At 24.8% G+C, this 254-nt stretch carries 1 protein-coding gene; it reads right to left on the bottom strand.

Annotated elements, in window-relative coordinates; translation table 11 throughout:
* Nucleotides 1-10: 10 nt before the first annotated feature.
* On the bottom strand, nt 11-254 hold a 244-nt coding region (locus ACX6CF_RS26610), incomplete at its 5' end, for a hypothetical protein (protein WP_458788399.1).

Raw genomic sequence — 254 nt, 5'->3', positions numbered from 1 at the left:
AAAAAGGATATTAACTAAGATTAATATCCTTTTTTACATTATATATTTCTTGATATAGATTTATTATCTTTTTATATTCAGATTCGGTTATTTCTCCTTTTAACTCATTACTTCTTACTCTATTTAGCAATCCAATCGTTTCTGCTTTTTTTATATAATCTACAGCCCAGTTACTAATGCTATGATAGCTATAGCTGTATGATTTATAATCGTTTAATTTAATCTTACCGTTTTCCTTTTCATAGGATCTTATT

The organism is Vallitalea sediminicola (genome assembly GCF_054408565.1).
The sequence above is the reverse complement of the archived record's forward strand: the minus strand, read 5'-3'. Positions and strand labels throughout refer to the sequence as shown.